Raw genomic sequence first — 25,953 nt, 5'->3', positions numbered from 1 at the left:
ATGAATGGGTTCATGTTTATAAACTGTACCCATTTCACTCGGTAGTAATTCGGAGTCTTCATATATTATTTAAATGAAACTCACCGTTTGTTCTAAAAAGAAGTGTTTTGTCTCTACTTGAGTATAGTCAGAGGTTTATTTTGGTTATATCAAATTTCTCATTTGCCTATGGATAAATATGCAGAAATGTTGTATAATTATGAATAACCAATGAGATGTATTGTGCATGGATGTTTTTCAGCCTAACTGCTGATTCTAAGAAGAACGTAGCAGAGGGTTTTCACCTGCGATGGTGAGGTGTTGACAGGGGGTTGTCTTTCTGTCATAATTCATGAAGACAAACGGACATATTGATTACAGAACCCTGTGAGGTCCTGCAATATGAACGACATGAATAGCACCTTTAAATCAGTCCCGTGAGACTGGCAAGGTAACGTGAACGATACATCGTTTTTTGCTGCGGCAAATGAAGCGATGCATCCCCGAGAGTAAACTTTCTTCAGAGCGGTCTGAAGTTCGGAGACTCCTTGCCAATAAACACGGCAAGGAGTCTTTTTTTTTCTCCTCGTCACGGGGCCATGATGCTGAAGGGAAATCCTGAGGAGGCTTAACGCATGAGCACAGAGACACATGTCATTATGGATGAGACGGCGATCCGCCGCGCATTAACACGGATTGCCCATGAGATATTGGAGAAAAACAAAGGAATCGACGATTGTGTGTTGGTCGGTATCCGCACACGCGGGGTTTACCTCGCAGAACGGATTGCCGCCAAAATTGAAGAAATCGAGGGCGCCAAAGTCCCCTGGGGAGAACTGGATGTGACTCCTTACCGCGATGACCGCTTGGACGAAAATAAAGCGAATCGCAAGGAAATGTTGATTATGACACCTGAATCACTTTCGATCCACAACAAAAAAGTGATTTTGTTCGATGATGTGCTCTATACCGGACGGACGATTCGCGCAGCGATGGATGCCCTGATGGACTGTGGAAGACCGCAGAACATTCAGCTGGCTGTGCTCGCAGACCGCGGACACCGGGAACTTCCGATTCGACCTGATTTTATCGGCAAAAATGTGCCGACTTCCAAATCAGAGGAGATTGAAGTTGCACTCATGGAAACGGACGGACAGGACGAAGTCAAAATCACTCAGAACCGGGGGGAGCAAGCATAATGATTACACAGACAGCATTGAGAGACCGAAGCTTGCTTGGACTGAAGGAACTTAGTCGAGGAGAAATCGAGTCCATTCTGAACAGAGCGGCTCACTGGGAAGCGCAGAAAGAGAAACTGGTTCCTGTACTGGAATCACGCTTCGTTGCGAACATGTTCTTCGAGAACAGCACACGTACCCGCTTCTCTTTCGAAATGGCAGAGAAACGCCTGGGCGCACAAGTGCTGAACTTTACGGCAGCCGCATCCAGTGTGGAAAAAGGAGAGTCGATCTACGATACGGTACGAACACTTGAGTCGATGGGCATTGATGCAGGCGTGATCCGGTTGAAACCGGCAGGCGTTCTGCAACAACTGGCTCAGAAAGTGAATGTACCACTCGTGAACGCTGGAGACGGCAACAATGAGCATCCCACACAGGCCTTGCTGGACCTCTACACGATGAGGAAAGCATTTGGCGAACTGAAAGGCTTGCGTGTTTCCATCATTGGTGACATCCTGCATAGCCGTGTAGCTCGTTCCAACCTGTGGGCACTGCAAAAGTTTGGTGCAGATGTACGCTTCTGTGCTCCGCAAACAATGCAGGCACCAGAACTCGCAGAGCATGCTCCTTATGTCGGTCTTGAAGAAGCGCTGGATGCAGATGTAGTCATGATGCTCCGTGTTCAACTGGAACGTCATCAACATGGCTTGATTACTTCAGCTGAGGATTATCGCGAACACTACGGATTGACGGAAGAACGTGCGTCACGCCTAAAACCAAGCACCATTATCATGCACCCTGCTCCTGTGAATCGCAATGTCGAGGTAGATGACGCGGTTGTGGAGAGTGAAGCATCACGGATCTTCCCGCAGATGGCAAACGGCGTTCCAATCCGCATGGCGGTTATGGAACGTGCGATGAAACTGTAACAGGGTCTGGCTGTGGGTCATAGGCTGACGGTACGGTAGTTCTTATAGAGCAATAAGAGAGTACACGATAAAGAAAATCATCCGGCTTGCCTGGTAAGCCGGACAGACCGAAGCGGAGGGCAATTATGCTACAGATTATAAAAAACGCGAACATCTTGAACCAACAAGGGGAACTTGAACGGAAAACCATCATTATAGATGAAGGTAAAATTAAAAAAATCGCTGGTCTGGAAGACCAAGCCGTACTGGATGCCGAAAAGTCAGCGCGAAGTGTAACAGACGCATCAGGCAAACTGGTCATTCCGGGATTGATCGATATGCACGTACATCTGCGTGAACCTGGATTCGAACACAAAGAGACGATCGAGACAGGTGCCCGTTCAGCAGCACAAGGTGGTTTTACAACGATCGCTTGCATGCCGAACACGAGACCAGTAACAGATACAGCGGAAGTTGTGAAACTGGTATTGGATAAAGCCAAAGAAGCTGATCTGGTTAAAGTGTTGCCTTATGCAGCCATTACAAAAAACGAACTGGGTCGTGAACTTACCGATTTTGCCGCATTAAAAGAAGCAGGCGCTATTGGATTCACAGATGACGGTGTAGGTGTACAAAACGCTCAAATGATGAAGGATGCCATGAGCCTCGCGGCAAGCATGGATATGCCCGTGATCGCTCACTGTGAAGATGACTCACTGGTTGTTGGTGGATATGTGACGGAAGGTGAGTTTTCGAAGCGTCACGGCATCAAAGGGATTCCAAATGAATCCGAAGCTATCCACGTTGGCCGTGATATCCTGCTCGCAGAAGCAACGGGAGTTCATTACCATGTCTGCCACGTAAGTACAGAGCAATCGGTTCGTCTGATTCGTCTAGCAAAGTCCATTGGCATTAAAGTAACTGCTGAGGTATGTCCGCACCATCTGGTGTTGTCGGATGAAGATATCCCGGGCATGGATGCCAACTGGAAAATGAACCCGCCGCTTCGCTCACCACGCGATGTGCAGGCTTGTATCGAAGGTTTACTGGACGGCACGCTGGATATGATCGTAACTGATCACGCGCCACACAGTGAAGAAGAGAAAGCCAAAGGCATGGAGCTGGCACCGTTCGGAATCGTAGGATTCGAAACTGCCTTCCCGCTGCTGTACACGAAGTTTGTGGAAACAGGACTGTGGAGCTTGGACTTCCTGGTGAAACGTATGACAGCTGATCCGGCACGTGTATTCCGACTGGATACAGGCAAACTGGAAGAGGGAGCACCAGCGGATATCACGATGATTGACCTGAACGAAGAAAAAGCAGTTGATCCTGCAACGTTTGCAACCAAAGGAAGAAACACCCCATTCACAGGCTGGAAGCTGAAAGGCTGGGCCACACAAACATGGGTGGATGGCAAAAGCGTATGGAGCAACACTGCACAACAATAAAACGGTAATTTAGTAAATTGATAAATTAGTAACTCTACATCTTTAACTCTTTAAATCAGTAACAGTAATTCTTAACTTTTTTGAAACAAAGAATCTTTTTAACTGTAAAACTTAATCTATAACTTATTTACTAGTAACATCTTTTCAACTAACTCGAGGCAAATCGTGCCGAGAGTCTAACATACGAAACAAAACACAGTTGAATAATGCTTTTGAACATGGACACCAACGTAACTGCGGAGTGGACAGAAAAGACCCGAAGAAGCAAAGCGTTCGCCTTTATCACCGGATTACATCATTTGAAAAATGATAAAAAGTAATCCGAGGATCACAGCGATCAAAGGGTTTTCTGCCCACGGAGCCGCACCAAACGTGAAGTCCCCCATGTTCAACTCAAAGTATTCAACGTTGATAAACACAGAGGAGTGAAATGGGATGCAGGCACAGGCAAGATTATTGTTGGAAGACGGCACACTGTTCACCGGGAAAGCATTTGGTGCTGAAGGTGAAACTACAGGTGAGGTCGTTTTTAATACGGGAATTACAGGCTATCAAGAGGTGCTTTCGGATCCTTCCTATTGCGGTCAAATCGTAACCATGACGTATCCGCTGATCGGAAACTACGGCATTACGCGTGATGACTTTGAGTCGATTCGTCCATACGTGCACGGTTTCGTCGTGCGTCGTCATGAGCCAACGCCAAGCAACTGGCGTGCGGAATATAGCGTAGACAATCTGCTCAAAGAATACGGCATCGTAGGAATCAGCGAAATTGATACACGCATGTTGACTCGCCGGATTCGTCACCACGGCACAATGAAGGGAATTCTCACAACAGGATCGAAGCCTGTGGAAGAACTGCTGGAGATGATGGGAGACACGACCATCGCCGAGCTGCGTAACCAGGTGCCTATGACTTCTACGGAGCATGTCTACAATAGCCCGGGAACGGCTGAACGTATTGTACTCGTGGATTATGGTGCTAAAACAGGAATCTTGCGCGAACTCAGCAAACGTAACTGTGACGTTGTTGTTGTTCCACACGATGTAACAGCAGACGAGATTCGTCGCCTGAACCCGGACGGCATCCAACTGTCCAACGGCCCTGGGGACCCGAAAGACGTACCTCACGCAGTTAACATGATCAGTGAACTGCTTGGCGAATACCCGATCTTTGGTATCTGCCTGGGTCACCAGTTGTTCGCACTTGCGGCAGGAGCAGACACCGAAAAACTTAAGTTTGGACATCGCGGAGGAAACCACCCGGTGAAAGAACTGGAGAGCGGACGTTGTTTCATCACATCCCAGAACCATGGATTTACCGTAAACGAAGAGTCTGTGAAGAGTACAGATCTGGAAGTTACACATATCAACAATAACGATAAGACCATTGAAGGTCTGAAACATAAATCATTCCCGGCATTCTCGGTTCAATATCACCCTGAAGCAGCCCCGGGTCCGTACGACAACAGTTATCTGTTTGACCGCTTCATTGAGATGATTCGCGAGCACAAGATCACTAACCCGCAAAAGCCGCGTCAAGCCGTATTGGCAGCCGCAGTGAAAGGAGCACAATAACATGCCGATTAACAAAGATCTCAAAAAAATCCTGGTGATTGGTTCCGGTCCAATCGTCATCGGTCAAGCGGCCGAGTTCGACTATGCCGGTACACAAGCTTGCCAGGCACTGAAAGAAGAAGGCGTGGAAGTTGTACTTATCAACAGCAACCCGGCGACCATTATGACAGATACAAACATGGCTGACAAAGTATACATTGAGCCCATCACCCTGGATTTTGTAACGCAAATCATTCGTCAAGAGCGTCCAGATGGCTTGTTGCCAACACTGGGTGGTCAAACAGGTCTGAACATGGCTGTAGAGCTGGCTCGTGCAGGCGTGCTGGAACGTGAAAATGTAAAATTGCTCGGAACGCAACTGACATCCATCGAGAAAGCGGAAGATCGTGATCTGTTCCGTGACCTGATGCGTGAATTGGAACAACCTGTACCAGAGAGTGTCATCGTAACGACACTTGAAGAATCACTTGAATTTGCAAATGAGATTGGTTATCCAATCATCGTGCGTCCAGCCTATACACTGGGCGGAACTGGCGGCGGAATCTGTGCGAACGAAGAAGAGCTACGCGAGACGGTGGCAGCGGGAATTCGTTACAGCCCGATAGGGCAATGTCTGGTCGAGAAGAGCATTGCAGGTATGAAAGAAGTCGAGTATGAGGTTATGCGGGATAAAAACGATAACTGTATCGTTGTCTGCAACATGGAAAACTTTGACCCGGTAGGTGTTCATACAGGCGACAGTATCGTCGTAGCACCAAGCCAAACGTTGTCGGACCGTGAATATCAAATGCTGCGTTCAGCTTCCCTGAAAATCATCCGTGCCCTGAACATCGAGGGTGGATGTAACGTACAGTTTGCACTGGACCCACACAGCTTCCAATACTATGTTATCGAAGTAAATCCACGGGTAAGCCGTTCATCGGCTCTGGCTTCCAAAGCAACGGGTTATCCGATTGCAAAAATGGCTGCCAAAATTGCGATGGGTTACACGTTGGATGAAATCGTGAACCCGGTAACAGGCCAAACGTATGCTTGCTTCGAGCCTACGCTGGATTATATCGTGAGCAAAATCCCACGCTGGCCGTTCGACAAGTTCATCTCGGCGAACCGTAAACTGGGAACTCAGATGAAAGCAACAGGCGAAGTAATGGCTATTGGCCGGACATTCGAAGAGTCGATCCACAAAGCAGTTCGTTCCCTGGAAATTGGCGTACATCGCCTCTACCTGAAGGATGCCGAAACGCTGGACGAAGCTACCTTGAACGAACGTCTGATCAAAGCAGATGATGAGCGTATCTTCCTGATTGCCGAAGCATTCCGCAGAGGGTATACGTTGCAACAACTGCAGGATCTGACCAAGATTGACTGGTGGTTCCTTGATAAAATCGAAGGTCTGATCGCATTCGAAGATCGCATTCGCGAAGAATCCGAATTGTCTTCCGACATTCTGTATCAAGCGAAACGCCTTGGATTCACAGACCGTGCCATTGCTGAACTGCGTGCGCAAGGTCAGCCAGGAGGCACATTAACAACTGAAGCGGAAGTTAGAACTCGTCGGGAAGCAGAGAACCTGCGCCCAGTGTACAAAATGGTAGATACATGCGCGGCTGAGTTCGAAGCCACAACGCCATATTACTACTCAACTTACGAGACAGAAAATGAAGTAATTCCTTCAGATAAGAAAAAAGTTGTGGTGCTGGGTTCAGGACCAATCCGGATTGGTCAAGGGATTGAGTTTGACTACTCTACTGTACACGCAGTATGGGCATTGCAAAAAGCAGGCTATGAAGCAGTCATTATTAATAATAACCCGGAGACGGTGTCTACGGACTTTAATACATCGGATCGCCTGTACTTTGAACCGCTCTTCTTCGAAGATGTCATGAACGTGATTGAACAGGAGAAACCAGTAGGGGTTATCGTACAGTTCGGTGGTCAAACGGCCATCAATCTGGCAGCACCACTGCGTAATGCAGGTGTAACCATTCTCGGAACGGATCTGGAAAGCATCGATGAGGCGGAGGATCGCAAGAAGTTCGAGCGTCTGCTCTCCCGTCTGGAGATTGCACAGCCAAAAGGTAAAACGGTCATTTCCGTTGATGATGCGGTAGAAACAGCTCAAAGTCTGGGCTACCCAGTACTGGTTCGTCCTTCCTATGTACTCGGCGGTCGTGCGATGGAGATTGTATACTCCGATGCTGAATTGCTGACATACATGGAACAGGCGGTTAAAATCAATCCGGAGCATCCGGTCCTGATCGACCGTTACATGATGGGTAAAGAAGTTGAGGTTGACGCCATCTGTGATGGTGAAACGGTATTGATTCCGGGAATCATGGAACATATCGAGCGTGCAGGGGTTCACTCTGGTGACTCCATCGCGGTATATCCTCCTCAACATCTGTCCCAGGATTTGAAAGAGAAAATTGTAGAGATTACCATCAAAATTGCGAAAGAACTGAAAACGGTAGGTTTGGTCAACATCCAGTTTGTTATCCATGATGGCCAAGTGTACATTATCGAGGTGAACCCGCGTTCATCCCGTACCGTACCATTCCTGAGCAAAGTAACCAACATTCCGATGGCGAACTTGGCAACACAAGCCATTCTGGGTGTGAAACTGAAAGATCTTGGTTATGTTGACGGGCTGTGGCCTGAATCGGATCATGTATCTGTTAAAGTTCCGGTCTTCTCCTTCGCGAAGCTGCGTCGTGTAGAACCAACCCTCGGACCTGAGATGAAGTCTACAGGTGAGGTTATGGGCCGTGACCCGAATTACGCTAAAGCGTTGTTCAAAGGTCTCATCGGTGCAGGAATGAAAATTCCGGCAACCGGAGCGATCGTAGTAACTGTAGCAGACAAAGACAAAGACGAAGCGGTTCCTTTGCTCGAAGGTTTCTACAGACTGGGTTACAAAATCATGGCTACCGGCGGAACAGCAGCTGCGCTTGAAGCAGCGAACATTCCGGTAACGACTGTTAACAAATTAAGTGAAGGTTCGCCGAACATTCTGGATATGATCCGTAGCGGCGAAGCAAACTTTGTCTTCAATACACTCACCAAAGGCAAAACACCGCAGCGTGATGGTTTCCGTATCCGTCGTGAAGCGGTAGAAAACGGCATTGTATGTATGACTTCATTGGATACGATTCGTGCGCTGCTGATCATGCTGCAAACGATCAACTTCTCTTCGGAAGCAATGCCTGTCTTTGTAAAATAAATAACTCTCTGATGAAGGACATCAGTCAGCCTGCGGGCTGGCGGGATGTCCTTTATATCGGGCAAAAACGGAAAAAATGAGCAAGTGGAGGGGAGCGCTGGTGATGAACCAAGCGAGTTTCAATGAAATGGCTGGCCGTCTGATGGTGGCACTGGATTATCCTGGAGCGGAAGAAGCGAAAGAATTGGTACAAGCTCTTGAGGGCATTCCCTGTTATCTCAAGGTGGGTATGCAGCTGTTCTACGCAGCAGGACCGGACTTTATTCGGGAGCTGAAATCCAAAGGTTACTCCGTTTTTCTAGATGTGAAAATGCATGACATTCCCAACACCGTTCGTGGCGGTGCTGAAAGTATCACACGTCTTGGGGTAGACATGTTCAATGTACATGCAGCGGGTGGAACCCTCATGATGCGTGCTGCACGTGAAGGTGCTGAGGCAGCAATCGCTGCCGACCCTTCCCTTAGCAAGCCCGAGATCATTGCAGTCACCCAACTGACCAGTACAAGTCTGGAAACGATGAATAACGAGATTGGCATCCCGGGAAGTGTGGAAGCTGCTGTGGTCCGTTATGCAGGACTAGCCCAAGAGGCCGGACTCGATGGGGTTGTTGCTTCTCCACTGGAAGTGCCCGCAATTCGGGCAGCGTGTGGCAGTGCTTTTCATACCGTTACACCAGGAATTCGTCCAGCGGGTAGCGGTCTGGGAGATCAGACACGCGTCTTGACGCCAGGTGAAGCCATCGCCAGAGGCAGTCATTACATTGTTGTAGGCAGACCCATTACAGGCGCTCCCAATCCGCGTGAAGCGGCAGAAACCATTTTGAAGGAGATGTTGAACGCATGATCGAACTGAATGAGATTCCGAATCATATTGCTTCCCAACTGTTGAAAATCAAAGCCGTGGCGTTACGTCCGCAGCAGCCATTTACATGGACATCCGGCATCAAATCACCAATATATTGCGATAACCGTTTAACGATGTCTTATCCCGAGATTCGCAACGATATCGCTGAAGCCTTTGCAACGATTATTCGTAACCAATACCCTGATGCAGAAGTCATTGCAGGTACGGCAACCGCAGGTATCCCGCATGCTGCCTGGGTGGCTCAGAAGCTGAATCTGCCAATGGCCTACATTCGTGATAAAGCCAAAGGACACGGCAAGGAGAACCTGATCGAAGGTCTGATTACCGAAGGACAGAAAGTGGTTGTCATCGAAGATCTGATCTCTACAGGTGGCAGTTCGATCAAAGCAGCCGAAGCTGTACGTGTAGCAGGTGCAACACCGTTGGCCGTACTTGCCATTTTCAGCTACCAGCTGGATAAAGGTGTTAAAGCATTTGAAGATGCTGGAATTCCACTTCAGACGCTGTCCAATTATACGGCTTTGATGGATGTGGCTTTGGCTCAGGGAACGATTCAGGAGAGTGACTTTGAATTGCTCAAATCCTGGCGTGAAGATCCTTCTTCATTTGGTAAATAATATCATTGATACCCCAAAAAAATGTTCATGAGTGAACGGTATCAAAATTGTAATGATTGACGTCATAGCGGCAAAACCATCGAATATACAAGAGGCATCCCGCACTTTGGGGTGCTTTTTTTGTTTGTTCATCAAAATATTAACTTTTTCACTCTACCGTTGTAAAAAGCTTGTAACTTTTAGTTGGGATCGGTCGTTTATAATTCAGTGTAGGATGGAACAGATTTCTAATTTTAGGTTTTTTGAAGAAATGAACGGGATTTCAAGAAAGGATGAGCGTGATTGCTGGCATGAAGAATTTATTTCTCAGAAAAAGACCTGCCAAGAGCCAGTCAGGCGATGAACATCAACAGGGGGAAACACCGTTGGAGACATCGACGGAGTCGGGGGAAAATACATACAACAATGAACACGATTACCCGACGAATAAACCTCCGTTACCTGAAAGTGAAATCGCTTCAGATGAAGTGGCTGCAGCTGCTGTCACTACCGTTGAGGAACCCCAGAAGAAGATCAAACCAAAGAAGGATATGCTGCCTCCATATGATGGACCTGTACTGGAGGTGCGTAACGTGCATCGCAGTTTCCAGACAGGCAGTCGTATCATCCATGTGCTCAAAGGCATTGATATGGAAGTGAATCCGCAACAACTGGTCATGCTGAAGGGGCGATCAGGCTCAGGCAAAACAACACTGCTGAATATGCTCGGTGGACTGGATCAGCCTTCAAGTGGAGACATTCTGTTCTCCGGTCAGCCTCTTCAGGATTGGGGAGATCGGCGACGGACCGCTTTGCGGCGCAAAGAGATCGGTTTTATTTTTCAGGCATATGCACTCATGCCCTTATTATCTGCTTGGGAAAATGTAGAACTGTCGCTGCGCATGGCGGACGTTCCGCGAGCGGAGTGGAAGGACAGGGTTGGCCACTGTCTGGATCTGGTTGGACTCTCCAAACGGGTGAAGCATCGACCTTTCGAGATGTCGGGGGGAGAGCAACAGCGGGTGGCTATAGCCAAGGCGATTGCCCATAGACCCAGATTGTTGCTTGCGGATGAGCCTACAGCGGAACTGGATTCCAAGATGGGCGCTCAGGTCATGGCCGTATTCCGCAATATTATTGAAGTAGAACAAGTAACAATATGTATGACTACACACGATCCTACAATTTTGGAGGTTGCGGACCATGTTTATGAAATGGCGGACGGCAGATTTATCAAGTAAAGGGGCCGCTCCGAAGAGGGGGAAACGCGCAGCACTTATTGTACTTGGTGCGATAATGGTTGCAACGATGTCGGGCTGCTCATTGCTGCCGTCAGAAACAGAGGAAGAAGTGCTTCCGCCTATCACACCACCAACGATCTCCAAGAAACCGGAATATGAAGTCCGGACGGAAACGTTGGAGAAAAAAGTAAGTGGTAGCGGCAAGATGATGAGTCAGCGGGAAGAGAAGGTGTACTTCACGCTTGATGGCATGCATGTCAAAGAGTTAAATGTTAAACCAGGGGATAAAGTGAAAAAGGGTCAACTTCTTGCTGTCCTCGATGTGGAGAGTGTAGAAAAGGAGATCCGTGGCAAGAAACTGGCTATTCGCAAATCCGAAGTTCAAATGAAGGAAACACTCCGCAAGAAGGATGAGATGGACCCGGTAGAGTTCGAAGAATCAACGATTGCGTTTGAAGAACTACGCCAGGAACTCGCTGATCTGGAGGAACAACTGGGCAAAGCCACGTTGACAGCTCCGTTTGGCGGCACCGTTATTGCAGTGCAGGTAGAGAAGGGTGCAACCGTGAAAGCGTATGATCCGATTGCTACGATTGCGGATACATCCAATCTGGTTGTGGCAGCTACCTTTGCCAAGGAAGATCTGGAGAAGTTCTCCGCTGGTATGAAGGCAGAAGTAGATATTAATGGAGCTGGTAAAGTGGCTGGCAAAATTAAAGTTATGCCTATTGCGGAAGCATCGGGAAGTGGCAGTGGCGAAGGGACGGGTGAAGGCGGTACGCCTCCAACCAAGGAAACGCTGGATAAGTATGTTATCGTTACACTTGCAAAAATGCCAAAAGGCGTCGAACGTGGCACACCACTAACGGTCTCGATTGTAACGCAGCGTACCGAGAACGCAATTGTGATTCCTGTATCCGCTTTACGCTCCATCGGTTCAAGAACGTATGTACAAGTGGTGGAGAGTGATGGCAGCAAGCGTGAAGTGGACGTTGAAGTTGGACAGCAGACATCGACAGATGTCGAGATTCTGAAAGGTCTGACCGTAGGTCAGAAAGTAGTGGGACGCTAATGGGGCTGCCATTGCTTCGGCTACTGTTCCGCAAAATGTGGAACACGCGCTGGATGACCTTCAGCACACTGATCGGATTGATTGTGGCGGTAGCGTTCACCGTCAGTATTCCAATGTATGCCGATGGTGCGTTGAAACGGGTCGTCGCGCAAACGCTGCAGGATAACAGTGAAGGGTTGCCAGCCGGTTCGTTGCTTATGAGTTATCAGGCACCTGGTGGCGTGAAGACAGACACTCGGGGTCTGGACGAAGTAGATCGTTATATTCGTGAGGATGTCCCTCGCGATATTGGGTTTCCTTTTCATACGTATGTGAATTCCAGATCCATTCGCAGCACAGAGGTGAGCCCGGAAGATCCAACCAAAGTGGATGCCAGCAGGGCGCGCAGTATGAGTCTGGGTACGATGAGTGGGCTGGATGCACAGGTGAATTACTCTGCCGGGGTGAAACCTGGAAACCAGGTCAAAGATGACACGATCGAGGCAGTCATGTTGGAAGAGGGGATGTACCGTAACGACCTGCATATCGGCGATATTCTGGAATATCCGGTGTATAGCGGTCTTGATATCACGTTACGTGTAAAGATTACGGGGTCCTTCAAGGCAGATGATCCAAACAGCCCTTACTGGGTACAAGGATTTGACGGCATGATGAATGGACTATATGTGGATGAATCGGTTTTTAATGATGTTTTACTGAAGGAAAAAGGGATTCCACTTCAAAATTCACGTTGGTATTATGCCTTTGATCTGAAAGAAATTCAAACCAGCCAGTTATCAGGTCTGACTTCCATGCTGGAAAGGCTGGATATCGATCTGTACCAGCGGCTGAAAGATACAAAAGTGGACATCACCTTTGGTGATCTGCTCAAGCAGTTCCGCAGTCAGAGTCTGCAATTGCAGACCATGTTGTTTACCTTGGCAGCACCGATGATTGCGATGGTCTTTTATTTTATTGCGATGAACGCCAGACAGTCATTACAGAAGCAAGAGAGTGATATTGCGGTATTGCGCAGTCGTGGAGCTTCAGCTCGGCAGATCTTCTCTCTCTACTTGCTTGAAGGCATATTTCTGGGCGCTATTGCGCTGGTTATTGGGCCGTTGCTCGGTTGGTTTATGGCCAAGAGTATTGGTTCAGCAAGTGGCTTTCTCTCGTTCGTAGATCGGAAGTCTATTCCGATCGGTGTATCAAAAGAAGCTATTCTCCTGGGAGTAGCAGCGGTCCTTGTAGCGATCATCGCATCACTTATCCCTGCGATAACCTATGCACGGGCAACCATTGTATCTGCCAAACGGCGGCAAGCACGAACAGACCGTGCTCCAGTATGGCAGCGCTGGTTCCTGGACGTTGTGTTGCTGGGTCTGGCTGGATATGGATACTACCTGTTCTATGAACGTCAGATGTTGACCTTCCAGACCGGAATGACAACCGATCAGTTGCAGGTACAGCCGTTTCTATTCTTTGTACCCGCACTCGCGATCTTTGCGCTTGGATTATTCTTCCTGCGCTTGTTCCCGTGGATATTAAAGCTTATTCAGTTGATCGGTCGCAAGTTTCTCCCGGTCCCGTTGTATCTGACATTAACGCAGTTATCGCGTTCATCTTCTTCATATTATCCGCTGATGATCCTCCTTGTACTGACACTGGGACTTGGGGTGTACAACTCGGCTGCAGCTCGGACGATTGATCTGAATTCCACTGAGCGTACCTTGTACCGTTATGGTTCTGATGTGATTATGCAGACTGTATGGGAAGGAACACCTGAGGTTAAACCCGGTGGTTCCGGACAGAACGGCGGTACGGGTGGAGGTCAACAAGGTGGTGGCAATGGAGGAGGAGGTTCTGCTGGTGGTGGTTCCGGCGGAGGCAATGGCGGTGGAGGTGCTCCAGGTGGTGGTGGCGGTTCTTCGCAGCCATCCAAAGTCATCTACTCCGAACCTCCATTCGAAGTGTTCCGCAGATTAGACGGGGTTGAACATGCAGCACGCGTGCTGCAGACCAAAGGCAATATTATCGTCTCTGGTAAATCGGGTGGACAGGGAATGCTGGTCGGAATTGATAATGTGGACTTTGCTCAAGTGGCTTGGTTCCGCAACGATCTGTTCCCGGCACATCCTTACAAGTACCTTGACTTGCTTGGAAAATATGAAGGGGCTGTATTGATCTCTTCCAAATTTGCTGACAAGTTCAAACTCAAAACTGGAGACCTCGTCTCCATGGGTGTACAGGGACAGGCGATTGAATTCGTCGTGTTTGGGATCATTCCTTACTGGCCAGCCCAGTATCCGGATCAGATGCCATTCTTCGTGGCGAATCTGGATTATATCTATGACCAGGTACCTTTGATTCCTTATGAGGTATGGCTGAAAATGGAACCGGATGCCAAAGTGGCTCCATTAATGGAGAAGCTCGCAGCAGAAGGCATCGAGTTATCTTCTGTGCGTGACGTACGTACCGAATTGGTATCTCAGGGTAAACATCCGTCAAGAGGTGGTGTATTTGGGATTCTGAGCCTTGGATTCCTGGTATCGGTTATTATCTCGTTGATCGGATACGTGCTGTACTGGTTCTTCAACCTGTCCGGACGTGTTGTGCAGTTTGGTGTATTACGGGCCATGGGCTTATCCCGGGCACAACTGAGCGGTATGCTGCTGCTGGAGCAGGTGTTCACAGCGGGGCTATCGATCCTGTTAGGTATTGGAATTGGTCAGGTATCCAGTCGTTTATTCCTGCCATTCCTGCAAACGACGGATAATGTCTCTGCTCAGGTACCTCCGTTCCGGATTGTGTTTGAACAGCAAGATATGTTGCAACTGTATGGTGTCACTATAGTGATGCTGGTCATTGGTGCAACGATGTTGCTCTGGCAGATTCGCAGATTGCGGGTTCACCAGGCAGTCAAAATGGGAGAGGAGAGGTAAACGTGATCCAATGCGAAGGACTTGTCAAAATTTTTAAATCCAGCGATGTGGAAGTCGTTGCCCTTCAGGGTCTCAACCTGACTGTCAATCAAGGTGAAATGATGGCCATCATCGGTAACAGCGGTAGCGGTAAATCCACGCTACTGAATATTCTGGGCGGACTTGATCGTCCTACGGCTGGTACGGCTGTTGTAGGAGACTGGGATTTGCTCAAGATGACAGATGCCCAATTGGTCGAATACAAACGTCATACGGTAGGTTTTATCTGGCAAAATAACGGTCGTAACTTGCTGCCTTATCTCACTGCACTGGAAAATGTGGAGACTCCCATGATTCTGGGAGGCAAGCGAGATCGTGCTTATGCAAAACAGTTGCTCGAATGGGTAGGCCTTAAGGATCGGATGCATAACAAATTGCATCAATTGTCAGGAGGAGAGCAACAACGGGTAGCGATTGCGATCTCCTTATCCAATCGTCCCAAAATTCTGCTTGCAGATGAACCTACCGGTTCGGTCGATTCCGAGACATGTGATACAATCATGGGTATTTTCCGAAGAATGAACAAGGAGCTCGGCGTTACGATTGTCATCGTTACCCATGATTTGACACTTGCTGGCAAGGTAGACCGGATCGTTGCGATTCGGGACGGCTTGACCAGTACCGAGTTTGTGAAGCGTAACCCGAATCTGGATGATGAGCATAACTTGTCCGAGGCGGGTATGCCGGACATCCATGAAGCATTCGTCATTATAGACCGTGCAGGACGACTTCAGGTGCCAAAAGAGTATCTGGAGGCCTTATCCATTGATAACCGGGCGACATTGGAATTTGACGGTGAACGTATTGTTATTACACCGCCAAGATAATTAATGAGGGGGAATTGGGAAATGAAGAACAGGTTGTGGGGAAAACGTGTGCTGGCTGTAATGGCTACTGCGACGCTTGCATTGCCGCTGATTGCAGGATGTACGGCAAGTGAGGCGAAAGATACAGAGCAACGTGTATTACGTGTGGCTACAATGTGGGGAGGGCAAGACGACAGTTATTTCCGTCAACAGTTTACTGATGCTTTTGAGTTGACCCATCCCAATGTAACCATTGAGATTGTAGCTGCTGTTGATCAGAGCAGCATGTATGGGTATGGCAACACGGAAGAACAGCCGGAAGTTCCGGATACGATGGAGAGTCTGAAAAAGATTATGACTGGGGATAACCCGGTTGACGTTATCGTGGCTGATACCGCCACAGTGAAATCATTAATTCAGGAGAATCTGGTGAAACAGCTGGACCCACTGATGCAGGAAGATAAGTTTGATACCAGTGATATTGTGCCTAGTGTACTGGAGGGAATTAAGGACCTTGGGGATCAGAGCATTTATGCATTGACACCAACGTTCTCCTCATCCGCTTTGTTCTATAACAAGGGCATGTTTGAAAAAGCAGGCGTGGAACCGCCAACGGACAACATGACATGGGACGATATTTTCAATCTGGGTACCCGTCTAACGAAAGGTGAAGGTAAAGACCATGTATTTGGTTTCTCTTTCACGACATATCAGGGTGGATCGCCTTACTACTCCATGCAACAGTACTACAGCTCGTTGCAGCTGAAGACGTTTGATGACAAAGCAGAAAAGATGACAGTAGATTCTCCTCAATGGGAGAAAGTATGGAGCACCATCAGCAAACTTGCGATTGACAAAGTTATTCCTAAAGGCGACGAACCACAGGATCAGGATCCGAGTGGACGTTATGATCCAGTACAGGGTGACCTATTCCTGAGTGGCAAGTCAGCCATGGTTATTGGTGATTACAGCTATATTAATCAATTAATTGATGCCAATAAAAATGCGGATAAAATGAAAGACTTTACGAAAGTGGATTGGGATGTGGTAACACCTCCAGTTCACCCGGAAGCTCCTGAAATTGGAGGCAGCATCTATCTGAGCAACCTCATGGCGATTAATAGTGCGGCTCAGAACCCGGATGATGCGTGGGAACTGATCAAGTACATGAACAGTGAGGACTGGGCTAAGATCAAAGCACGTAGCAGCTACGAGATGGTATCACGGAAGAGCTTCATCAAGCCCAAAGACGGCCTGGATTATAACATTCAAGCATTCTATGCGCTGAAACCGATCCCGCCAACAAATACCAACCTGGATAAGATGTATCAAAAATCCCCAGGCTTATGGCAAGTCAATGAAAAAGGTATGGAATATTTCAATCAAGTACTCGCGAACAAAAAGACACCAAAAGAAGCGCTTGGTGAATGGGCAGCTAAAGGAAACGAGATGCTGGAGAAATTGAAAAAGGATCCTAAAGCTACGTTTCAATGAGATTTGATGAAGTAGTCATATCATGATAAGATAGCCGCTGAAGATTTTAATCTTTGGCGGCTATTTTTATGAAAATGGGGTATTCTACAAAAGGCAGGAATAAATGACGACTCCGGAAAGGACGAGCGGTATGCACTGGGTATATTTCAGCAAGTTGTATGCAACCAAATTTCAGGCAGGATGCCTGGCCAAGCGTATGGAGCAAGATGGGTGGATTTACGGTCATAATGAACCAGCGGAAGTGGAAGTTTATCGATCACGTAAAGGACGTTACGGTGTACGTTTTATTCCCTGACATTACCCCTTGACTTATAGGGTGGACATAGTGTATATTAATTAAGTCGCTGTTTTAATATTTCTTACTGACGCGGGGTGGAGCAGCCCGGTAGCTCGTCGGGCTCATAACCCGAAGGCCGCAGGTTCAAATCCTGCCCCCGCAATTTAGTTTCACTTGGATGATTCACAGCCATCATCTGCACGTTATACATTATGTCTAGGGCCCTTAGCTCAGTTGGTTAGAGCGGTCGGCTCATAACCGATTGGTCACAGGTTCGAGTCCTGTAGGGCCCATACTCTTGAAACCCTTGCCTAGTGCGAGGGTTTTTTTCTGTCTGCATGTAAGTTCTGGAGTAAAGGTATCTTGTTAAAGGTGTCTTTCTAAAATGCCCTTTTTTTCGAATCTCAGTGTATGTCCACGCCATATCTCAAATCTCGCATATACTACCTTATCCCAACCCATAGGAGGTAGATTTCATGAGTCAATTTCTTGATGCAAGAACCTCGCAGAATGCGAGTTTGGCTAACTCTATTGCAATACCAATCCTCGTTATTAACACACCACAATTATTCGGTCAGATTGGTCTGCAAACAGCAGGAGCAGGGGCAAACCCACGGGTACAATTCAAAGGAACGGTGGCTGTGCAACTTCCTTTGGCACTCGTTGGTGTAACCATCACAATTGTTAGGGGGACTTTGGCTACGGACCCTGTGATTTATTCCGCAACGTCTACGTTTAGCTTGAGTGTCCTTGCACCTCAGATTATTACGTTCTCTGCGGATGACTTCAATCCGCCTATCACGCCTCAATTGACGTACACTGCATTTATTAGCTCCAACTTGCTCGGAACGATCCGTGTAGGGCCTGAGAACTTTGACGGAGCCGTGTATTCCGACTAATGTTGAGCGTCCTTTCCTAAGTAAACTAGATCAATAGTCTTCTTATTGAAAGGCCTCAAGGACCTGCCCTCAAAAGCAGGTTTTTTTCCTGTTGAAGGGGAAAACTGAACATCATCGAGTATTTAGTGTTCTATGATATAATGCATTACAGAGAATTGAATGGTATTGGACATAAAATAGTACGTGAACATCTGAGAAACGTATGAAATTAGTGATAGAAAGCAGGTTTCCGTTTAATGACGTCAAATGAAAGTCAACGTTTTCGTTACAGTGAAGCTCCGGTCTGGGATTGGCAGAGAGCTTATTATGAACAGAAGGGGCTACAAGCTTGGACAGAGAACCAAGTCCCTCAATATATTACCAGTAATCCGATGATTGCCACAGCGTATGCAGAGATGATCTTTGGCTTTCTTCAGGACCTATCGAACAAAGGAAAGATCAGCGAGACCGTAACCATTCTTGAACTTGGAGCGGGTGTAGGGCGTTTGGCACATCAAATTCTCCTGAAACTGCTTGAATTAAAGAAATTTGCTGGAATACAGTTACCACCTTTCAGATATGTGATGACGGATCTCGTAGCGGAGAATGTGCTGGGTTGGCAAGAGCATCCATCCATGCAATCCTTTATTCAACAAGGTATAGTGGATTTTGCACGTTTTGACGCTGTAGCGGATACGGAATTGAATCTGGTCGTTGCAGGCACGGTTATTCGGCCCGGTGATCTGAAACAACCGTTGTTGTTGATTGCTAATTACTTTTTTGACAGCATTCCACAGGAATTAATCTATATTGGGGATGGCGAGATCTATGAGTGCGATCTGCTTGTTCAGTCTCCGGATCGTCGTCTTGATCTTGAGCCTGCTGAGATGCTGAAGAACATGACGCTGAGTTATGAGTATCGCCGAGCGCCGGAATACAGTGCGGATAACTATCCGTATCAGGAACTGATCACGTTGTACAAAGAGGAACTGGAGGATTCACACATTCTGTTCCCTGCAATCGGGTTGTCCTGTCTCGAACGGTTGAACAAGCTGTCACAGTCAGGTTATGTGTTGATTACCGCTGATAAAGGGGATCATCGCCTGGATAACTGGAAGTTCGCAGAGCCACCTGAATTTGTTCTTCATGGGAGTTTTTCTCTAACGGCTAACTACCATGCCATTCAATATGTCTTGGAACAACAGGGTGCCCATACACGATTCACAACACATCATTACAAAGATCTGAATGTTGGGTGCATGTTGATGGTGGACGAACCCATCAGTTATGTGAACACACGTCTTGCCTACCATCGATTTGTTGAACGTTTTGGACCAGATGACTTTTTCAGCATGAAACAATGGGTAGACTCTCGAATAGAGAGTATGGAGTTAAAGCATATTTTGCCGTTTTGGCGTCTGGGTGGATATGATGCTGAGTTCCTGATTCACAGTGCTACCCACATTTCCAGTCTTCTTCCTGATGCAAGTGATGAGGAAATGCTTGATATTCAGTCTGGAATTCATACGATGTGGTCGTCCTACTATGTGATGGAGCAGCAAGGGGGGCTCGCATTTCTGGCAGGGCAGCTGTTATATGAGATGTATATGTATGAGGATGCAAAACGGTTTCTGGAGATATCGTTGGTTGCAGATCCGAGTAACCATAATCCAGCCGTCTTATACGATTTGGCTGTGTGCTGTTATGAACTTGAACTGGAAGAAGAAACCCTGTCATATACGCATAAAGTATTGGCTCTGGAACCTGATCATGAAGAGGCGGCAGCGTTGCTCCAGAGTTTCGAGTTGATCTGAACGGAACAATTTTAGTTTGTCTCCTGTATGTATGTTGGATGTAATTGGTGATATTTATATAAAAATTGAAACCTTTAATTGAAATTCATCGTATTAATGGGATATTCAACCAATCATCTATTTCAACAGCAAAGGAGACAAAAACATGAAAAAAGCCTTATCCATTGCATTATATCCATTAATGTGGGTTGTGGGTGCATTTAGCGTTCTGTCTGTTAATGCAAACAGTGCTGCAGGTAGCGCCCTCTTTGTGAAAGATATCGCTACAGATCGAAGCTATGATGGGCAGGCTATCTATGATAGTATTGAACGTAGAAATGCCTAACTACATATCATTCAACTGTAAAGGTAATTGTGTCGTCGAGCAATAACATGAGAAACAATTACTCTTGAAGTGATGTACGATGAGCAGGAGTTCTGTCCGTACAACCTTTAAGCCGGTTTCGTACCTTATTCAGGTATGAACCGGCTTTTATTTATGAATGGGGGATACTAGATGAAGATTATTATTGGACAACCGAGGCTCGAACAGGATTTGTTGCAGCTTGAAGCTGAACTCAAGCAACATCCTGATGCGGATATATTATTTTTTCCTGAAGGTTATCTGAACCAGAATGTTGAGGAAGCTTGCCGCCTGGCGGCTGAATATGGAACCATGATTGTATCAGGTCATCGCAGGTTGGACGAACGTCCAAAGGACCGATCGATTATCATCAGTAAGGCTGGAGAGATTGTATTGGAGAAAGGTAAATATACACCTTCTGAGACGGCTCAGGAACAGGGTTGGGTAATAAGCACTTTGTTGTGTGATGAGCTGGTCTTGCAAGGATTTCGCAATGAGAATATAGGAAATGTGGACATTGTGATGCATTCCATTGGTGTGGGCATGTTCAGTGAAGAGCAGTACAGTGAGTGGGTCGTAGAGGCTCGACAGATCGCCTTGAAGCGTCAATGTATTGTCATGGGGACAAGCCATGCGGATGGTTCGTACCGTGATAGCGAGATCTCCATTCCGATCGCCTATTGTATAACACCTGATGGAGAGGTTGTTCTGGCATCCCGAAGTGATACACGTACTCGTACAATCTTTCTGGACAGAGGAAATACAGACCCTTCACCTCAGGAGTCACAAGAAAAACAACTGAAAATCTCCATCGACCCATCTGATTAAGTTACCAGGCATGAATCCCAGATGAATGGGCTGTTGAACTTGTCGAATAGCCCGATCACTTGCGCAGAATACGCATATGTTATGGCATACCTTGAAATTCAAAGGAGGCCAATCAAATGAGTCAAGTTGGATACGGTTGTGGCAATGTTGGTGGATTCGGCGGCGGATGGACTTCCACAAGTGCAATTCTTGTACTTTTCATCCTGCTCGTGATCATCACAAAATCTTTCTGGCTGTAAGTCACGTGTAGAAACGTGCAAACAGTGGGCTCCGCTGAGACTTCAGCGGGGCCTTTCCTATTTATAAGAAGCAACATATGCCATCCATGACATTTGACATCTGAAAACAATGTGCTTAAAATCACATAAGAGACTATTAACAGAGATTGAAGGGATAGCAATGCCGTTTATTCGCTTTAAAGGATTCACAGGTCCTCAGCTAGAGGAAGTTGTACCCCAAATTACAGAGCAGATGGCCCTAATTACTCATATTCCAAGGGAGAGAATGAAGGCAGAGCGTCATGATGTACAAGCGCTAACACCTTCTCCGGCTTCTATAGAGATTCTGATGTTTCAACGTGACCAGGAGATTCATAATCGGATTGCATCGTCGGTGCAAGCTATTTTGGAAGAAGCATATATGCCGGATGTGCACATTTTCTTCAATATATTGTCACCTACTTTGTATTATAAAAAAGGCAAGCCGCTTACAGATTATCGATTGGATTGAGATTGTGAGGGACGAGCAGAATGTTGCTCGTCTCTTTTGATTTACATATTTTTCGTATGTTTAGCAATGGGATGGTTTCTGTGAACTCTGCTCAACGATAATGAGCATATCGCAGATACAATAAACAAGGCTCCACCGATAAGGTATACCCACCGAACGCCCAGTTGATCGGCGACTAGACCAAAGATAACTATGGATACACTCATAACCGTGGATATCAGGACGCCATGGGTGGCGTATACCTTGGTTAGGGATTCGACAGGTACACTGTTCTGAAGCGCTGTCTGCTGAGCCACATCACGAATCTGATGAACTGGACCCATCAGTATGCATAACACCAGAGCGAGCCATGGCAGGTTGTTTAGACCATAAACGACGATCAGAAGGCTGAAGAGAAGAGAACCCATGGTCATACTAGCGATTAGATGCTTCTGAATACGTTTGGCTAGTGCAAGAGCCAGAATACCTCCAAGCATGGTTCCAGCAGCGTAACTCGAGTTCATGAGTCCCCACCAACCTTCTCCTCGTCCCAGAGCTTCTTTTGCAAAGGCCAGCGTAACAGCTCCGATCCAGATGGAACCCGCAAGTGCTTGGGCAATGTCCATAAGCGTAATCAGCCGTACTGATGGATTCTTCCAAAGTATACTCCAACCTTCCCTCAATACATTCCGCGATACAGCAGATTTCTGAGGTTGTTCTACATTCCGTGTGAGCGAACCCATGGCAATCATGAAGATCAGAACGGCCCAGGACAGGCTTGTAGCTGCCCAGAATGTCTGTGACGCCCCCCAGTTCATCACGGCGAATCCAGTCATGGCATAACCGACAATGGTTACAGTCTGAATGGAGAAAGATAGTAGGCTATTTGCTTTCACAAGGTCTTCTCCTTGAACCAATCGTGGTGTTAAAGCATTCAGTAACGGAGTTTCCCATCCGTCCAAAAAGGATAGTATGACCACTCCGAGCAATAGAAGCGGCAGTTGTGAAATCAAGTGATTCAACGAAATGGCTATACAGGTCATGATGAATGTTTTGGTTATGGAAATGATGGTCAATAGTCTGGAGAATGGGAAACGGTTCACAAGTAATGGCAAAGTGAGACCTGCTATTATGCGTGCAATGATCTGAATCAGTGGAAACATTGCAGCAGAGAGTACCGATCCAGTGAGACCGTATATAAATGTAGTAATGACCATGATATATATGACATTAATAAGCGAGAGCAGCGTTTTGGCGGCCCAGTACGGATAAAATGCGATGTTCATGCCAATGATGTCCTTTCCGAAACGATATATCTATATTACGGGCATTGTCATCATTGCACCACAAACAAAGTTATCATTTTCTCGTCATTTCATCACAAAAAAACTGCCCAACAGGGCAGTCATCTTCTAATGCCTATAATTCATGCCATAGCGAGTGTGAAGGCGATAAGTAACATCAGCAGGCTGGTCGTTCTGACCATAGTCATATAAGGTCTGCTGGGTTCGGCTTCACCCCGGGAAATCCAGCCATAGCGCAGATACCAGCCGAATTTTGGGAAACAGAGATTGATGATACAGAGTACCATGAATATAAAAAAGAGGGTTCTCATACCCATCTTCCTTTCTCACTTCTTACATAACGGATCTTATCTTAACGTTTGCGTCTGGTAAAAAACACTACAATCAAAATGATAATGATGATAATTAACAGAAATTTCATGTATGTTCCTCCTGATGAGTTGTTAGATTATTGTGGGATGTTAGTTATCAACTATTACCCAAGAACCACATGACTTGAATAACTGTGTTACAATTATAATATATTGGTTTTATATCAACACATACCATTCGGTTAGTTGTATCTTCATATAAAGTACGAAAAGAGAATATACAAATAGTAACGTGTATGAGATGAAGGAGGAAGGCATGAGCCAACATAATCAACTCCCATTACAATGGGAATTTATCATCTCGAAAGTGAAATCCTCCGTGACGGTGGTCGATGCTACCTTGCCTGAGCTTCCGCTCATGTATGTTAACGAACACTTTACCCGGCTGACAGGATACACGTATGAAGAGTCTGTCGGACTCAATTGCCGATTTTTGCAAGGGCAGGATACAGACTCCGAAACGGTAATGCAGATCCGTGATGCATTAAAGAAACAACAATCCATTAAGATTGATATCTTAAATTATACAAAAAGTGGTCAGAAGTTCTGGAACGAACTGAATATTGATCCAATCTTTAATGAATCCGGAGAGTGTTTATATTTTGTAGGCATTCAATACGATATTTCAGAACGGAAGTATGCTGAACAGCAATTGAAGTTTGCCGCTTCCATGGCTGAGATGAACAGCAGAGGGCAATTGGAATTCATCGGCAAGCTGAATCACGAGCTTCGTACCCCGCTTAACGGCATTATGGGTATGATTGAACTTGTCGGTATGGGTGAAACTACGGATGAGCAGAAAGAATATCTGGAGTTAGCACGTCAATCAGGTGAGGCGCTACTTAACATCATTAACAATAGCCTGGATATGGCGAAACTGGGCAGAGGCAAAATGGATGTTGAAAACATTGAGTTTCAACCTCTAAAGCTGATTCAACAGATTGTAAAGACACATGAGCCTGCGGCACGGAATAAACACATACGTCTGCTCTGTCATGCTGATCTGAATGTTCCGGATGTGCTTATCGGTGATCCGCTAAGACTTCGGCAGGTACTGGATAATTTACTGAGTAATGCGATCAAGTTTACAGAACAAGGTGAAGTGCAGTTACAGGTGGATGTGAGGCAACAACTGATGGATACCGTTGTACTGATGTTCTCTGTGCGTGATACGGGGATTGGCATTCCCCAGCATCAGATCGAACAATTGTTTGATGCATTTACTCAGACCGACATCTCCCATGCGCGCCGATTTGGCGGAAGCGGTCTGGGTCTGACCATCTGCAAAGAACTGCTGGAACTGATGAACGGTCAGATTTCAGTGGAGAGTACCGAGGGGAAAGGTACACAGTTTGACGTTACACTGCCATTGCTGCGTCAACAGGCCATTCCCAATGTAGGATAATCAAACAAGCAGGACAGCCGGGCGGTCTCGGCTGTTTTTTTATTTTATTGGATTGTTTTACGAACGGGCGTTCTGTTATAATGCAAGTGTTGAATGGGGGAGACACAGCATGAGTAAGAGACGCACAAGAAGAACACGTAAAGGCAAGCAAGGTTTCAAAAAGCAGGTTCTGACGCTGGTAGCGATGCTGCTGGTAGCCCTCTATGCCTGGGCTGGGGGAGAATGGCCGGAGGAGATACCTAATCCATTCGTAGGGACTAACAAGAGTGTAGACCATACCATTACGTTCCCTTCAGAGCGTTATCCCGAAACAGCCAAACATATTAAAGCTGCTATCAAGGCAGGGCATTCGGATGTATGCACCATTGATCGTAATGGAGCGGAAGGCAATCGAGATTTATCACTTAAGGGTGTTCCGGTTAAAAAAGGTAAGGATCGTGACGAGTGGCCCATGGCGATGTGCGCGGAGGGAGGAACAGGTGCAGATATCCAGTACATTACCCCGAAAGATAATCGTGGTGCGGGTTCATGGGTAGGGAATCAGTTAAGTACATATCCGGATGGAACACGAGTGAAGTTTGTAGTGAAGTAACAACAGGTTATGGTCGGGCAGAAACAAGGATAGTCAGGCCTTTGTTGTGAGGTCAGTGGCAGCGTGGTACAGGATTAGTAGA

General features: G+C 46.9%; 23 protein-coding genes and 2 tRNA genes. 23 read left to right on the top strand and 2 right to left on the bottom strand.

What is annotated here, in order from left to right; genetic code table 11:
• The first annotated feature begins 614 nt into the window (after positions 1-614).
• The 21 genes from pyrR to MKY92_RS20530 all read left to right on the top strand — a co-directional run bounded on the left by pyrR (position 615) and on the right by MKY92_RS20530 (position 22,220).
• A complete protein-coding gene (pyrR, locus tag MKY92_RS20630) occupies positions 615-1,178 on the top strand; it encodes a bifunctional pyr operon transcriptional regulator/uracil phosphoribosyltransferase PyrR (RefSeq protein WP_017687330.1) in 564 nt (187 codons plus the stop codon).
• Positions 1,175-2,089, top strand: coding sequence for an aspartate carbamoyltransferase catalytic subunit (locus MKY92_RS20625; protein ID WP_279303086.1), 915 nt, complete (start codon positions 1,175-1,177; stop codon positions 2,087-2,089). The genes pyrR and MKY92_RS20625 overlap by 4 nt, the downstream gene beginning before the upstream one ends.
• A 125-nt stretch (positions 2,090-2,214) precedes the next feature.
• Positions 2,215-3,519: a dihydroorotase gene (locus MKY92_RS20620; RefSeq protein WP_339297461.1), complete on the top strand. Its 1,305-nt coding sequence runs from the start codon at positions 2,215-2,217 to the stop codon at positions 3,517-3,519.
• A 435-nt stretch (positions 3,520-3,954) separates the two neighbouring features.
• The gene (carA, locus tag MKY92_RS20615) at positions 3,955-5,097 is read left to right on the top strand and encodes a glutamine-hydrolyzing carbamoyl-phosphate synthase small subunit (protein ID WP_047843735.1); all 1,143 of its coding nucleotides are present in this window, start codon (positions 3,955-3,957) and stop codon (positions 5,095-5,097) included.
• A gap of 1 nt (position 5,098) precedes the next feature.
• A complete protein-coding gene (gene carB, locus MKY92_RS20610) occupies positions 5,099-8,317 on the top strand; it encodes a carbamoyl-phosphate synthase large subunit (RefSeq protein WP_047843734.1) in 3,219 nt (1,072 codons plus the stop codon).
• Between the two features lie 103 nt (positions 8,318-8,420).
• A complete protein-coding gene (pyrF, locus tag MKY92_RS20605) occupies positions 8,421-9,161 on the top strand; it encodes an orotidine-5'-phosphate decarboxylase (RefSeq protein ID WP_339301859.1) in 741 nt (246 codons plus the stop codon).
• On the top strand, positions 9,158-9,799 hold the full coding sequence (gene pyrE, locus MKY92_RS20600) for an orotate phosphoribosyltransferase (RefSeq protein WP_036674850.1): 642 nt from the start codon (positions 9,158-9,160) through the stop codon (positions 9,797-9,799). The genes pyrF and pyrE overlap by 4 nt, the downstream gene beginning before the upstream one ends.
• A gap of 272 nt (positions 9,800-10,071) precedes the next feature.
• Positions 10,072-11,019 (top strand): ABC transporter ATP-binding protein, encoded by a 948-nt coding sequence (locus MKY92_RS20595; protein ID WP_339297460.1) that lies wholly within the window; start codon positions 10,072-10,074, stop codon positions 11,017-11,019.
• Positions 10,982-12,091 carry an efflux RND transporter periplasmic adaptor subunit gene (locus MKY92_RS20590; RefSeq protein ID WP_339297459.1) on the top strand — a complete coding sequence of 370 codons (1,110 nt, stop codon included), beginning with the start codon at positions 10,982-10,984 and terminating at the stop codon, positions 12,089-12,091. Before MKY92_RS20595 ends, MKY92_RS20590 begins: the two co-directional genes overlap by 38 nt.
• Positions 12,091-15,012: an FtsX-like permease family protein gene (locus tag MKY92_RS20585; protein ID WP_339297458.1), complete on the top strand. Its 2,922-nt coding sequence runs from the start codon at positions 12,091-12,093 to the stop codon at positions 15,010-15,012. The genes MKY92_RS20590 and MKY92_RS20585 overlap by 1 nt, the downstream gene beginning before the upstream one ends.
• A 2-nt stretch (positions 15,013-15,014) precedes the next feature.
• Positions 15,015-15,878, top strand: a complete 864-nt coding sequence (locus tag MKY92_RS20580; protein WP_036614799.1) for an ABC transporter ATP-binding protein — start codon at positions 15,015-15,017, stop codon at positions 15,876-15,878.
• Positions 15,879-15,899: 21 nt separating this feature from the next.
• Positions 15,900-17,351 (top strand): extracellular solute-binding protein, encoded by a 1,452-nt coding sequence (locus tag MKY92_RS20575; protein WP_339297457.1) that lies wholly within the window; start codon positions 15,900-15,902, stop codon positions 17,349-17,351.
• A gap of 130 nt (positions 17,352-17,481) precedes the next feature.
• Positions 17,482-17,646, top strand: coding sequence for a hypothetical protein (locus MKY92_RS20570; protein ID WP_017687342.1), 165 nt, complete (start codon positions 17,482-17,484; stop codon positions 17,644-17,646).
• Positions 17,647-17,717: 71 nt separating this feature from the next.
• A tRNA-Met gene (locus MKY92_RS20565) sits at positions 17,718-17,791 on the top strand.
• Positions 17,792-17,847: 56 nt separating this feature from the next.
• Positions 17,848-17,921, top strand: a tRNA-Ile gene (locus tag MKY92_RS20560).
• 183 nt (positions 17,922-18,104) lie between these two features.
• Positions 18,105-18,527, top strand: coding sequence for a hypothetical protein (locus MKY92_RS20555; protein ID WP_339297455.1), 423 nt, complete (start codon positions 18,105-18,107; stop codon positions 18,525-18,527).
• Between the two features lie 236 nt (positions 18,528-18,763).
• The gene (locus MKY92_RS20550; protein ID WP_339297454.1) at positions 18,764-20,320 is read left to right on the top strand and encodes a tetratricopeptide repeat protein; all 1,557 of its coding nucleotides are present in this window, start codon (positions 18,764-18,766) and stop codon (positions 20,318-20,320) included.
• A 145-nt stretch (positions 20,321-20,465) separates the two neighbouring features.
• Positions 20,466-20,645 (top strand): hypothetical protein, encoded by a 180-nt coding sequence (locus MKY92_RS20545; protein ID WP_036674855.1) that lies wholly within the window; start codon positions 20,466-20,468, stop codon positions 20,643-20,645.
• A 171-nt stretch (positions 20,646-20,816) separates the two neighbouring features.
• Positions 20,817-21,491, top strand: coding sequence for a hypothetical protein (locus MKY92_RS20540; protein ID WP_339297453.1), 675 nt, complete (start codon positions 20,817-20,819; stop codon positions 21,489-21,491).
• A 116-nt stretch (positions 21,492-21,607) separates the two neighbouring features.
• Complete coding sequence (locus tag MKY92_RS20535) at positions 21,608-21,730, top strand: sporulation protein YjcZ (protein WP_083679583.1); 123 nt, start codon at positions 21,608-21,610, stop codon at positions 21,728-21,730.
• A gap of 160 nt (positions 21,731-21,890) precedes the next feature.
• Positions 21,891-22,220, top strand: coding sequence for a DUF1904 family protein (locus MKY92_RS20530; protein WP_036614785.1), 330 nt, complete (start codon positions 21,891-21,893; stop codon positions 22,218-22,220).
• A 41-nt stretch (positions 22,221-22,261) separates the two neighbouring features.
• Here the strand turns inward: MKY92_RS20530 and MKY92_RS20525 are convergent, their stop codons facing one another.
• Positions 22,262-23,485: an MFS transporter gene (locus MKY92_RS20525; RefSeq protein ID WP_339297452.1), complete on the bottom strand. Its 1,224-nt coding sequence runs from the start codon at positions 23,483-23,485 to the stop codon at positions 22,262-22,264.
• 140 nt (positions 23,486-23,625) lie between these two features.
• Positions 23,626-23,814 carry a DUF6199 family natural product biosynthesis protein gene (locus MKY92_RS20520; RefSeq protein ID WP_051447369.1) on the bottom strand — a complete coding sequence of 63 codons (189 nt, stop codon included), beginning with the start codon at positions 23,812-23,814 and terminating at the stop codon, positions 23,626-23,628.
• 316 nt (positions 23,815-24,130) lie between these two features.
• On the opposite strand from MKY92_RS20520, the gene MKY92_RS20515 reads away from it, so the two are divergent.
• Positions 24,131-25,279, top strand: a complete 1,149-nt coding sequence (locus tag MKY92_RS20515; protein WP_339297451.1) for an ATP-binding protein — start codon at positions 24,131-24,133, stop codon at positions 25,277-25,279.
• A 109-nt stretch (positions 25,280-25,388) separates the two neighbouring features.
• A complete protein-coding gene (locus tag MKY92_RS20510) occupies positions 25,389-25,871 on the top strand; it encodes a NucA/NucB deoxyribonuclease domain-containing protein (RefSeq protein WP_339297450.1) in 483 nt (160 codons plus the stop codon).
• Positions 25,872-25,953: the final 82 nt, after the last annotated feature.

The sequence above is a fragment of the Paenibacillus sp. FSL R5-0623 genome, assembly GCF_037974265.1.
Lineage (GTDB): Bacteria > Bacillota > Bacilli > Paenibacillales > Paenibacillaceae > Paenibacillus.
The sequence above is the reverse complement of the archived record's forward strand: the minus strand, read 5'-3'. Positions and strand labels throughout refer to the sequence as shown.

What these genes read in the sequence shown, in the direction of transcription:
- pyrR (WP_017687330.1), top strand. Translation starts at nt 615, where the DNA reads ATGAGCACAGAGACACATGTCATTATGGATGAGACGGCGATCCGCCGC.
- MKY92_RS20620 (WP_339297461.1), top strand. Translation starts at nt 2,215, where the DNA reads ATGCTACAGATTATAAAAAACGCGAACATCTTGAACCAACAAGGGGAA.
- carA (WP_047843735.1), top strand. Translation starts at nt 3,955, where the DNA reads ATGCAGGCACAGGCAAGATTATTGTTGGAAGACGGCACACTGTTCACC.
- carB (WP_047843734.1), top strand. Translation starts at nt 5,099, where the DNA reads ATGCCGATTAACAAAGATCTCAAAAAAATCCTGGTGATTGGTTCCGGT.
- pyrF (WP_339301859.1), top strand. Translation starts at nt 8,421, where the DNA reads ATGAACCAAGCGAGTTTCAATGAAATGGCTGGCCGTCTGATGGTGGCA.
- pyrE (WP_036674850.1), top strand. Translation starts at nt 9,158, where the DNA reads ATGATCGAACTGAATGAGATTCCGAATCATATTGCTTCCCAACTGTTG.
- MKY92_RS20595 (WP_339297460.1), top strand. Translation starts at nt 10,072, where the DNA reads ATGAGCGTGATTGCTGGCATGAAGAATTTATTTCTCAGAAAAAGACCT.
- MKY92_RS20590 (WP_339297459.1), top strand. Translation starts at nt 10,982, where the DNA reads ATGTTTATGAAATGGCGGACGGCAGATTTATCAAGTAAAGGGGCCGCT.
- MKY92_RS20585 (WP_339297458.1), top strand. Translation starts at nt 12,091, where the DNA reads ATGGGGCTGCCATTGCTTCGGCTACTGTTCCGCAAAATGTGGAACACG.
- MKY92_RS20575 (WP_339297457.1), top strand. Translation starts at nt 15,900, where the DNA reads ATGAAGAACAGGTTGTGGGGAAAACGTGTGCTGGCTGTAATGGCTACT.
- MKY92_RS20570 (WP_017687342.1), top strand. Translation starts at nt 17,482, where the DNA reads ATGCACTGGGTATATTTCAGCAAGTTGTATGCAACCAAATTTCAGGCA.
- MKY92_RS20555 (WP_339297455.1), top strand. Translation starts at nt 18,105, where the DNA reads ATGAGTCAATTTCTTGATGCAAGAACCTCGCAGAATGCGAGTTTGGCT.
- MKY92_RS20550 (WP_339297454.1), top strand. Translation starts at nt 18,764, where the DNA reads ATGACGTCAAATGAAAGTCAACGTTTTCGTTACAGTGAAGCTCCGGTC.
- MKY92_RS20545 (WP_036674855.1), top strand. Translation starts at nt 20,466, where the DNA reads ATGAAAAAAGCCTTATCCATTGCATTATATCCATTAATGTGGGTTGTG.
- MKY92_RS20540 (WP_339297453.1), top strand. Translation starts at nt 20,817, where the DNA reads ATGAAGATTATTATTGGACAACCGAGGCTCGAACAGGATTTGTTGCAG.
- MKY92_RS20535 (WP_083679583.1), top strand. Translation starts at nt 21,608, where the DNA reads ATGAGTCAAGTTGGATACGGTTGTGGCAATGTTGGTGGATTCGGCGGC.
- MKY92_RS20530 (WP_036614785.1), top strand. Translation starts at nt 21,891, where the DNA reads ATGCCGTTTATTCGCTTTAAAGGATTCACAGGTCCTCAGCTAGAGGAA.
- MKY92_RS20525 (WP_339297452.1), bottom strand. Translation starts at nt 23,485, where the DNA reads ATGAACATCGCATTTTATCCGTACTGGGCCGCCAAAACGCTGCTCTCG.
- MKY92_RS20520 (WP_051447369.1), bottom strand. Translation starts at nt 23,814, where the DNA reads ATGAGAACCCTCTTTTTTATATTCATGGTACTCTGTATCATCAATCTC.
- MKY92_RS20515 (WP_339297451.1), top strand. Translation starts at nt 24,131, where the DNA reads ATGAGCCAACATAATCAACTCCCATTACAATGGGAATTTATCATCTCG.
- MKY92_RS20510 (WP_339297450.1), top strand. Translation starts at nt 25,389, where the DNA reads ATGAGTAAGAGACGCACAAGAAGAACACGTAAAGGCAAGCAAGGTTTC.